Source organism: Thalassolituus marinus, from assembly GCF_020320395.1.
GTDB lineage: Bacteria > Pseudomonadota > Gammaproteobacteria > Pseudomonadales > Oceanobacteraceae > Venatoribacter > Venatoribacter marinus.
On sequence record NZ_JAEDAH010000040.1, the window covers coordinates 1 to 8,994 of the forward strand.

An 8,994-nucleotide genomic window follows, 5' to 3' on the forward strand; every position below is an offset into this window, starting at 1 on the left:
TCCCCTGGGAGGCAGCAGGCATTGCGGATTTAAAAGTCGTTTATAGAAAACCGATATCTTTAAAACTGTGGGACACTAGTGCGCACCTGCGCCATTTTTATTGACTGAATCAAGGCAATATTTCCGATTGCTTATAGACTGAATAGAGGAACTGAGAAAAGGGGCACTGATGCAGGCTGCTATCCGGCCCGGAGCGAGCACACCATTGATGCTACGGACCATGCTACTGATACTGTCGATGATGGCAGGGCTTGCCTGTGCCCAGCCAGTTATTCCCGTTGTCGGCAATGAAGACTTCATCCGCATCGCCCCATCGCAGCTGGAATACCTGCTTGAACCAGCCGGTACCGACCCTGCCGAGTTTCTGCGTCACAGCAACGAGCACCCCTGGCAGGCCAGCCAGAGTTTACTGCTGGAGCCGCCGGTATCAGAACAGGCGGTGTGGGTGCGGCTGCGTATCAGTAACCAATCGGCTCAGCTGTTACCGCGTTTGCTGGAAATTCAGTGGGTGAATCTCAACCGCATCAGTCTGTTTCAGACGTGGCCGGATGGTGAGCTTTATCGTGTGGATAACGGCCTCGACGTTGATCAGACAACCCTGTATCGCTCCGCCGCAAACTTTCTGTTGCCGTTCAACCTGCACCCCCAGGCAGTGAATGAAATTTTCATCCGCGTCGAAACCAAGCACCTGCTAATGCTGCCTTTTTACATATGGGAAGAGGAAAGCTACGGTCGTTACGAGCTGAACTATTACTACCTGTACGGTTTGCTGTTTGGCGCCATGCTGGTCATGTTGCTGTACAACCTGTTCCTGTGGATTTTCACCCGCGATGGCAACTACCTGCTCTACTGCCTGTATCTGGCAAGTACCGTACTGTTCCTACTTTCCGCCACCGGCATCGGTAAACACAACCTGTGGGACGGCAACACCTGGCTGACGCTGCACTCTTACCCCTTGTTTGCCGCCAGCGCATTCTTTACCGCCGCCTTATTTTTTGTCAGCTTTCTGCAGCTGAAAAAACGCGCGCGCTGGATGTATGGCTTCGGCATTCTGGCCTCGGTTTACTGGGGTATTGAGCTGCTGATTAATTTGCTGTCGCACTCCTTCCCGGCAACCATGACCAATACTGCGGCGCTGATCACCAGCATGGTTGCCCTGTACATCACTGTGTCGCTGGCCGTACGGGGTGACCGCATCGCTATCACCTTTTCAATCGCCTGGGCCTTCCTGATCAGCAGTACCATAATTCTGCTGGTGATGCTGCTTGGATTACTGCCGCAGAACTTTATCACTCAGCATATTCAGAGTGTCGGCATCCTCATGGAAACAGTCCTGATATCGATTGCGCTGGCACAGCGCATCAACCGAGAGCGCAACTTACGCTCGCGCGCACAACAGGCACTGCTCAGCCTGCGCGAGCAAAGTAACCGAGAGCTTGAGGAACGGGTACAACAACGCACCGAGGAACTGGAAAAACTGACTGGCCGTCTGCGCCGCACTAACGACGAACTCCAGCGTCTGAGCATCACCGATGTACTGACTGGCCTCTACAACCGCCGCTACTTCGACGAAGTGCTGTACAAGGAAATTATCCGCTCCTACAACAATGGCCAACCGCTGGCACTGGTGCTGGCCGACATTGATCATTTCAAGCAGTTTAATGATCAGTGGGGACACCTTGCCGGGGATGAATGCCTGCGCATTGTGGCAGAAGAATTACAAACGAATATCCGCAGTGAAACCGACTGTGTGGCGCGCTATGGTGGCGAAGAGTTTGCCATCATCATGCCCGGGCTGAACGAGGAAGAAGCCATTCGCCGTGCACAAAGCATCTGTCACAGCGTGGCGCATAAATCACTGAGCGTACGAGGAAAAACTCTGTCGGTAACCATGAGTTTCGGTGTAACAGCCATTGTGTCAGACAAGGAAACCACCTCCGAGCTGGTGACGGCCCAGGCCGATCAGGCGCTGTATCAGGCTAAGGATGCCGGTCGCAACCGTGTGGTCGGTTTTACTTCCACAGACAACTGAACTGTTCTGCTTTTTCTGCGCAGCTGTTTCACTTTCGCCCCTGTACCTCGTCAATTAAGCCGTTAGACTGGAGGCAAAATAAAAGTCTGACAGGACGTAATAAATGAAACTTTTCCGCCGTTTGCTGATTGTTGTCTGCGTGATGGTTATTGTCGCCATCAGCTGGCCATCGCCCATTGATTCAATTGCCGTAACACCTTCTCGCCCACTACCCTTTGCTGGTGCTCTGGCACAAAACGATGCGTTGCAATCTACCAAACTGTTTTCTCTGCCTGCAGGTGAGCGCGGCGGTGAAGATGTTGCACGCGATACGCTCGGTTGTCTTTATACCGGCACGGAGCAGGGTAACATTCTGCGTAAATGCCCTTACAGCGGCTGGGAAACACTGGTAAACACAGGTGGCCGCCCTCTCGGACTGCACTTTGATCAGCAGCAGAATCTGATTATTGCCGATGCGGTGAAAGGCCTGCTGAGTATGAATCCGAAAGCGGAAATTACCCTGCTGGCCGATCAGTATCAGGGGCAAAAACTGGGCGTAGTGGATGATGTGGATATTGGTGCCGACGGTACCATTTATTTTTCCGACGCCAGTAACCGCTATGCGTTAAAAGACATCGTGCTGGATGTACTCGACGGCCGTCCATCCGGTCGCCTGTTCGCCTACCGCCCAGACAGCAAAACACTCAACCTGCTGGCCGATGGCTTTGCTTTTGCCAATGGTGTTGCTGTGGCTGCGGATCAGAGTTATGTGCTGATTAATGAAACCTTCACCTACCGCATCAGCAAGGTCTGGCTGACAGGTGACAAAGCGGGCAAGAAAGAGATTCTGCTGGATGCATTGCCAGCCATGCCCGATGGCATCGCCCGTGCCGACAACGGTACCTACTGGGTGGCTATGTACGGTCTGCGCCCGAAACTGGTGGATCAGGTGCATGACAAACCATGGCTGAAAAACCTGCTGGCGAAACTGCCCAAAGCCTTAGCGCCGGTGCCCAAGCCATATGGATTAATTGTGCAGATTAATGCCGACGGCGAAATCCTGCAGAGCCTGCATGATCAGGCAGCCGTTGCCATCGGCGAAGTGACGTCGGTGCAAGCGGAAGCCGATGGTTTATACCTCGGCACCCTGCATATGGATCGGATTGGCAAAATCGCGTTTTAATTTCTTACTGAATGTCGCGGGCATGGCCCGCTCCTACGGATAGCAGTACAGACATCATGCCCGCTCCTACGCATAACGGCACAGACATCATGCCGTAGGAGCTGCCCATGGCTGCGACGCTCAGTGCGCCTGCTCCCAGTTATCACCAATGCCGGCATCCACCACCAGCGGCACTTTAATTTCTGCCGCTGCTTCCATCTGCGCTTTCAGTTGCACGGCAAAGGCTTCCGCCTGCTCGGCTTTCACTTCCAGAATTAATTCATCGTGCACCTGCATCAGCATACGCGCATCGAAGCCGCTGCCCGGCAACCACTGATTCACGCGAATCATGGCGCGTTTAATAATATCCGCAGCAGTTCCCTGCATCGGTGCGTTGATCGCGGTGCGTTCTGCGTGCTGACGACGCGGAGCATTTTTGGCGCGGATTTCCGGCAGGTATAAACGGCGACCGAAAATGGTTTCAACATAGCCTTTTTCTTTCGCCTGTTCGCGCGTGTTATCCATGTATTCACGCACGCCCGGGTAACGCTGGAAATACAGATTTACATATTCCTGTGCTTCGCCGCGACCAACACCCAGCTGTTTTGCCAGACCAAACGCCGACATACCGTAAATCAGACCGAAGTTAATCGCCTTGGCGGCACGACGCTGGTTATCAGTGACGTCATCTTCACTGACGGAAAACACTTCCGCCGCAGTGGCGCGGTGCACGTCACGGCCTTCGGCAAATGCTTTCAGCAAACCTTCGTCGCCCGACAAGTGCGCCATAATGCGTAACTCAATCTGGCTGTAGTCAGCCGCCACCAGCTTATAGCCTTCACCAGCAATAAATGCCTGACGAATCTTGCGGCCTTCTTCCGAGCGCACCGGAATGTTCTGCAGGTTAGGATCGGTGGACGACAGACGACCCGTGGCCGCCACCGCCTGATGATAGGAAGTATGCACTCGGCCGGTTTCTGCACAGATCATCACCGGCAATTTATCGGTGTAGGTGCTTTTCAGTTTGGCCAGACCACGATTTTCAAGAATGATTTTGGGCAGATCGAAACCATCATCCGCCAGTTCCACCAGCACTTCTTCCGCAGTGGATGGTGCACCGGATGGGGTTTTCTTTTTCACCGGTAATTCGAGTTTATTAAACAGAATTTCACCCAGCTGTTTTGGTGAGCCGAGGTTGAACACCTGACCGGCGGCATTGTGCGCATCCTGCTCCAGCTGCTGCAGACGCTGTTCAATCTGGGCACTCTGCTCCAGCAGTCGATCAGCATCAATCAGGGCGCCGTTTTCTTCCATGGCAAACAGCACCGGCATGACCGGCATTTCAATTTCTTCAAATACGGTTTTCAGTGACGGTACCGCTTCCAGCTCCGGCCACAGACGCTGATGCAAACGCAGGGTAATATCGGCATCTTCCGCGGCATAAGGGCCGGCTTTTTCAATATCAATTTTATTGAAGGTGAGCTGCTTGGCACCTTTACCAGCGATGTCTTCGAACGACACCGTTTTATGACCAAGGTACTTCAGCGCCAGACTGTCCATATCGTGGCGGGTTGCGACGGAATCGAGCACATAGGATTCAAGCATGGTGTCAAACTGCACACCCTGCATGTGAATGCCGTGGTTAGCCAGCACGTGCATATCGTATTTCATATGCTGGCCGACTTTTTTATGTTCACTGCTTTCCAGTAAGGGTTTCATCTGTGCCAGCACCGCGTCACGGTCGAGCTGTTGCGGAGCACCTTCGTAGTCGTGAGCTAACGGCACATAGGCCGCCTTACCCGCTTCCAGCGCGAATGACAAACCAACAATACGCGCCTCTTTGTAGTTCAGCGATGTGGTTTCGGTATCAAAGGCAAACAGCTCGGCCGCTTTCAGCTTTTCCAGCCAGGCATCGAGCACGCTTTGGCTGAAAACGATGTCGTATTCAGCTTCACCTTCGAACGCCGCCGGTAAATCCACCACCACACTGGCATCATTGGCCGGGCCGGCAGAAGCGGTTAACTCGAATGCCGGGGCATCACTGCTCAGTTCCGCAATCCAGGCTTTGAATTCCATATCACGGAAATACTGCAGCAGGGCACCGTTATCGGCTTCACTGCTTTTCAGTTCGGTCAGGGCAAACTCGAGATCGACATCGCATTTGATGGTCGCCAGCTCTTTCGACAGAAAGGCCTGCTCTTTATGTTCTTCCAGACGTGCCGCCATGGTCTTAGCACCACGAAACTCCAGGTCTTTGACTTTATCCAGGTTGGCGTAGATATCTTCCAGTGAGCCCAGCCCGGCAACCAGGCCAACCGCTGTTTTTTCGCCGACTTTCGGCACGCCCGGAATGTTATCGACCTTATCGCCCATCAGTGCCAGGTAATCGATGATGTGCTCTGGCTTCACGCCGAATTTTTCCAGCACACCGGCTTCGTCCATGGTGGTGTCGGTCATGGTATTAATCAGCGATACATGGCTGTTCACCAGCTGCGCCATGTCCTTATCGCCGGTCGATACCACCACCTGCTGATTGTGCTCCACCGCCTGTGCCGCCAGCGTGCCGATCACGTCGTCGGCTTCGACACCTTCGATGATTAACAGTGGCAAGCCCATCGCGCGGATGATGTTATGTATCGGTTCAATCTGCTCGCGCAGTTCTTCCGGCATGGGCGGACGATGGGCTTTGTAGTCAGCGTAGATGTCACTGCGGAAGGTTTTACCCTTGGCATCAAATATGACCACCAGCTGCGAGTCAGCGAAATCTTTCTGCAATTTGCGGATCATACTGATCACGCCTTTCACTGCGTTGGTATGCACACCTTTGGAGTTGGTCAGCAACGGAATGGCATGGAAGGCACGAAACAGGTACGAAGACCCATCGACGAGAACGACTGGCTTGGTCATAAAAGGTAAATCCCTGGGGTTTCGGCATTGGCCGGCGTACAATACCGCAATAACTAAAATGGACTGAGGTGCAGTTTACCATGAAGCCACAGCAACGACTGATCCGCATGTTTGCCTTACCCGCTCTGCTGCTGGTATCCGCTCTGGCCAGTGCCGAACCACCGGGTGAAAGCGTCACCATCCGCAACGAAGACGACAAAACCTTCTACGAATTCCGCGTCAACGGCAAGGTTCAGGAAATCAAAGTCGTGCCGAAAAAAGGCCCGGTTTACTATCTGGTACCTTCCGATCAGGAAGCCGGTCGTTTTATTCCTCAGGACAATCCGAAAATTACCCCGCCGGAGTGGGTGATCTTCCGCTGGTAAGTCGTTGTTGTTATGTCGGTTTACACCCCCCTTTCTGAATCGGATATCAATTCACTGCTCGCAGGATACGACCTGGGGGCACTGGTGTCCTTCCGCGGCATCGAAGCCGGCATCGAAAACACCAACTACTTCGTCACCACCACAGACGGCGAGTTTGTTCTGACCCTGTTTGAACATCATCATGGCGATGAAGTGCGTGAGTTTGTGCAGCTGGCGCGCCACCTGGGCGACAAGGGTCTGGCGGTGCCAGCACCGATCAGCAATCGCAACAACGTCTGGCTGCACGACCTGTGCAACCGCCCCGCGATTCTGTGCCAGCGCCTGCCCGGCAGTCATGTGGCAAATCCGCAGCCGGGCCATTGCCAAGCGATTGGCGAAGCACTGGCGCGTATGCACGTTGCTGCCGCCGACCTGAACCCACGCCGGGTGAACGACCGTGGTTATGACTGGTGGATCAGTATCAGTCCGGAACTGTCGTCCGATCTGAGTGCCGACGATCAGGCATTACTGAATGACGAACTGGAACACCAGCGCCAGCACCATGAGGCCTGGATCATGCTGCCCCACGGCTGGATTCATGGCGACCTGTTCCACGACAACGTCCTGTTCAGCGGCGAACAACAGCTGGGGGCCATCCTCGATCTATATAACGCCTGCGACGGTGCACTGTTGTACGACCTGGCGATTATCGCCAACGACTGGTGTTGCACGGTAAACGGCGACTGGAAAGAAGGCGCAGTAGAAGCGCTGCTGGCTGGATATGAAAGCGTGCGTCCGTTAACCGCAGAAGAAAAAGACTGCTGGCCACTGGTACTGCGCGGTGCCGCGCTGCGCTTCTGGCTCAGCCGCCTGCTGACGGTACGCATCCAGCGTCTGCGTGCAGCCGAAATGACGCTGCACAAAGACCCGGATGAGTTTAAGCACAAGCTGCTTATGCGCCGGGCCGCTCAGTAACTAAGCGCCAGTAAGCCCCGCAAGCAAGCTTCAAGTTCCCGTGCCGACCAGATGCCCTGAGCGCCATACCAGAGTGCCGACAGGTAGTTCATTTGCTCGCGCGCCATATCCCAGCCCTGCAGATTACGACTGCCATAAGCATGCAGTACCTGACGTTCTTCGTCCTCACTCAGGCGAGCATGGCTCAGCAACGCCGCCAGATCCCACAGTGGATGGCCAATAGCGGCATACTCCCAGTCGAGCAGTGTCAGGCTGCCATCGTCTGCCTGAATCCAGTTCGCTGGCAGCGGGTCCATATGACACAGGCAGCGACGATTATCGGGCGCCCGGGCAAAGGCACTCTGCAGCTCCGCTCGCAGTTCGCATACCGCGACCATGTCCGGCTGCGCGGCAATCATGTTCCAGTAGTGACTGGCTTTGTCAGCCACGCTTAGTAGCGGCACATCATCCGGCAGTGGCAACGCATGCAGACTGGCCAGATGGCTGGCCATGGCTTTCAGCAAAGGCAGCGACAGATCCTGGCTGGTGAGCGTTTTACCCGGGGCATAGTCGCGAATCCAGTAGTGTCCATCCTGGCTGCGATAACGCACTTCCGGCGCCAGCCCCGCCGCCGAGACCAGACGCTGAATGCGGTATTCGGCCTCGCGGTCGATATCCAGCGCCTGGCTGTTCTGACCGTGAATGCGCAGGACATATAACCCTCGCTCCAGTGGCATCAGAAAACAACGGTTAGTGAGTCCGCCGGGCAGCGGTTTGAGGTTTTCCAGCCTCGGTTCCCGGTTGCCCAGGTTCCAGCTCGTCCATTGAGCAAGCATCTCACTGATCATGGCAATTTTTCTCCGACCTGCCAGGCAGCTGGTGTTTCCAGCGTTGCTGATTGTGATTCAGCGGACTGCTGAGCTTTGTACAGCGGCAGCCACTGCAACCAGCCAATGACCACCAACACCACATACACTGCCATCAGCAGTGCTGTTAAATACAGCTCGCGGTCGATGTAGAGAAAGATGGCAACGCCATCAATCACAATCCAGTAGAGCCAGTTTTCCAGCACCTTTTTCGCCACCATCCAGGTAGTCAGCACTGCGCCCCAGGTGGTGAAGGAATCCAGATACGGCAGCGCCGCCGAGGTATTCTCTGCCAGCAGATAGCCGCTGGTTAAGCTGATCAGAATAACCGCACCGATGGCCAGCAGATGCTGTTTCGCCCCCCAGGACTGAATCGGCAGTTCCTGCTGCTGAGCCCCTGAGCGCCACAACCACCAGCCATAGACCGCCATCGCCAGGTAATACACGTTGAGGGCCGACTCCATCACCAGACTGACATCCCAGAACAGCCAGACGAAAATTGCCGTGCTGCCAAAAGCGGCATACCAGCACCACAGGCTTTGTTTCATGGCCAGCAGCAGGTAGGCGATACCCAGCGCCACAGCAACGACTTCCCAGATACTCATGGCCTGAGCCGCCTGTTCAATACTGTTCCAGATATCGGTCATGTTGGGGTCCTTAATTTAAAGTCGGACGTCGGACGTCGGACGTCGGACGTCGGATGTCGGATGTCGGATGTCGGATGTCGGATGTCGGATGTCGGAAGCCTGA

At 54.8% G+C, this 8,994-nt stretch carries 7 protein-coding genes; 4 read left to right on the plus strand and 3 right to left on the minus strand.

From position 1 onward, the window contains the following. Positions 1-169: 169 nt before the first annotated feature. Both I9W95_RS07625 and I9W95_RS07630 read left to right on the plus strand, forming a co-directional pair. A complete protein-coding gene (locus I9W95_RS07625; RefSeq protein WP_225673496.1) occupies positions 170-2,032 on the plus strand; it encodes a sensor domain-containing diguanylate cyclase in 1,863 nt (620 codons plus the stop codon). 103 nt (positions 2,033-2,135) lie between these two features. After that, positions 2,136-3,194, plus strand: a complete 1,059-nt coding sequence (locus I9W95_RS07630; protein ID WP_225673499.1) for an SMP-30/gluconolactonase/LRE family protein — start codon at positions 2,136-2,138, stop codon at positions 3,192-3,194. A 120-nt stretch (positions 3,195-3,314) separates the two neighbouring features. Here the strand turns inward: I9W95_RS07630 and polA are convergent, their stop codons facing one another. Continuing rightward, the gene (gene polA, locus I9W95_RS07635; RefSeq protein WP_225673501.1) at positions 3,315-6,080 is read right to left on the minus strand and encodes a DNA polymerase I; all 2,766 of its coding nucleotides are present in this window, start codon (positions 6,078-6,080) and stop codon (positions 3,315-3,317) included. 80 nt (positions 6,081-6,160) lie between these two features. On the opposite strand from polA, the gene I9W95_RS07640 reads away from it, so the two are divergent. Next, entirely contained in the window at positions 6,161-6,445 is a 285-nt protein-coding gene (locus I9W95_RS07640; protein WP_225673503.1) for a DUF2782 domain-containing protein, read from the plus strand. A 12-nt stretch (positions 6,446-6,457) separates the two neighbouring features. Next, positions 6,458-7,399, plus strand: coding sequence for a homoserine kinase (locus I9W95_RS07645; RefSeq protein ID WP_225673505.1), 942 nt, complete (start codon positions 6,458-6,460; stop codon positions 7,397-7,399). Here I9W95_RS07645 and I9W95_RS07650 read toward each other — a convergent pair. Both I9W95_RS07650 and pnuC read right to left on the minus strand, forming a co-directional pair. Then, a complete protein-coding gene (locus I9W95_RS07650; RefSeq protein WP_225673507.1) occupies positions 7,393-8,226 on the minus strand; it encodes a choline kinase family protein in 834 nt (277 codons plus the stop codon). The genes I9W95_RS07645 and I9W95_RS07650 overlap by 7 nt on opposite strands. Then, a complete protein-coding gene (pnuC, locus tag I9W95_RS07655) occupies positions 8,223-8,891 on the minus strand; it encodes a nicotinamide riboside transporter PnuC (RefSeq protein WP_225673509.1) in 669 nt (222 codons plus the stop codon). The genes I9W95_RS07650 and pnuC overlap by 4 nt, the downstream gene beginning before the upstream one ends. Positions 8,892-8,994: the final 103 nt, after the last annotated feature.

Bases quoted from the DNA above. Each gene is read 5' to 3' on its own strand.
- I9W95_RS07625 (WP_225673496.1), top strand. From the start codon at position 170: ATGCAGGCTGCTATCCGGCCCGGAGCGAGCACACCATTGATGCTACGG.
- I9W95_RS07630 (WP_225673499.1), top strand. From the start codon at position 2,136: ATGAAACTTTTCCGCCGTTTGCTGATTGTTGTCTGCGTGATGGTTATT.
- polA (WP_225673501.1), bottom strand. From the start codon at position 6,080: ATGACCAAGCCAGTCGTTCTCGTCGATGGGTCTTCGTACCTGTTTCGT.
- I9W95_RS07640 (WP_225673503.1), top strand. From the start codon at position 6,161: ATGAAGCCACAGCAACGACTGATCCGCATGTTTGCCTTACCCGCTCTG.
- I9W95_RS07645 (WP_225673505.1), top strand. From the start codon at position 6,458: ATGTCGGTTTACACCCCCCTTTCTGAATCGGATATCAATTCACTGCTC.
- I9W95_RS07650 (WP_225673507.1), bottom strand. From the start codon at position 8,226: ATGATCAGTGAGATGCTTGCTCAATGGACGAGCTGGAACCTGGGCAAC.
- pnuC (WP_225673509.1), bottom strand. From the start codon at position 8,891: ATGACCGATATCTGGAACAGTATTGAACAGGCGGCTCAGGCCATGAGT.